We start from the raw sequence: 718 nt of genomic DNA, 5'->3' as shown, positions 1-718 counted from the left end.
ATTACATTCTTTTCCATAATCTAATTTCATATATATATTATTTAATTCTAAAAAACTAATATAATCTTTTTCAGCTTTAAAATCCTTACTTTTAGCATAATAACTTCCTAAAAAATTTTCTATTTTATTGATTTCATATTTTTTAAAATCTATAGATTCTTCATTTATATGATTTAAAAATTTTTCATATGCTAACATAGCTCCTTTAATAGTCCAATGATGATCTGTTTTATAATAAATATATTGGTCTTTATTATTTTTTAATATATCTGTAATATCTACTATATTTTTTTTATTTATTTTTTCATTTATTTCATTTATAAACTTTAGCTCATCAATCATATTTAATCCATAAGGTACTTTTTCTTTTAATATGGAATATGAACTAGGTACAATCATAAAAGCTACTTTACTATTTTGTGTATGAACTTTATTTGTAAAACTTTCAATTGCTTCAATATTTTTATATAATCTTTGAAAGTCAATACTTTGAACTTTTTCAAACATATATCCATCTTTACCATATACAATATTATTATTTTCTTTTTTTCCTAAAATTAATTCTCCTATTGATTTTATATTAATCCATTTATCTCTAAATAAAAATTGATCATTCACATATTTTTCATATTTATTAGAAAAACTTCCATCTTTAAAACTATTCATATTAAAATTAGGTTTAGATGCCAACTTTCTATTTTCTTGCTCTGAATATTTT

The 718-nt window shown here is 19.1% G+C and carries 1 protein-coding gene; it reads right to left on the bottom strand.

The annotated features are described in order from the left end of the window. Window positions 1–718: DHHW family protein (locus tag GBZ86_RS16485; protein WP_268817451.1), on the bottom strand; the 718-nt coding region annotated here is incomplete at both ends.

This window comes from Clostridium tarantellae (assembly GCF_009295725.1).
Classification (GTDB): domain Bacteria; phylum Bacillota; class Clostridia; order Clostridiales; family Clostridiaceae; genus Sarcina; species Sarcina tarantellae.
This window is presented reverse-complemented; position numbering and strand designations above follow the sequence as displayed.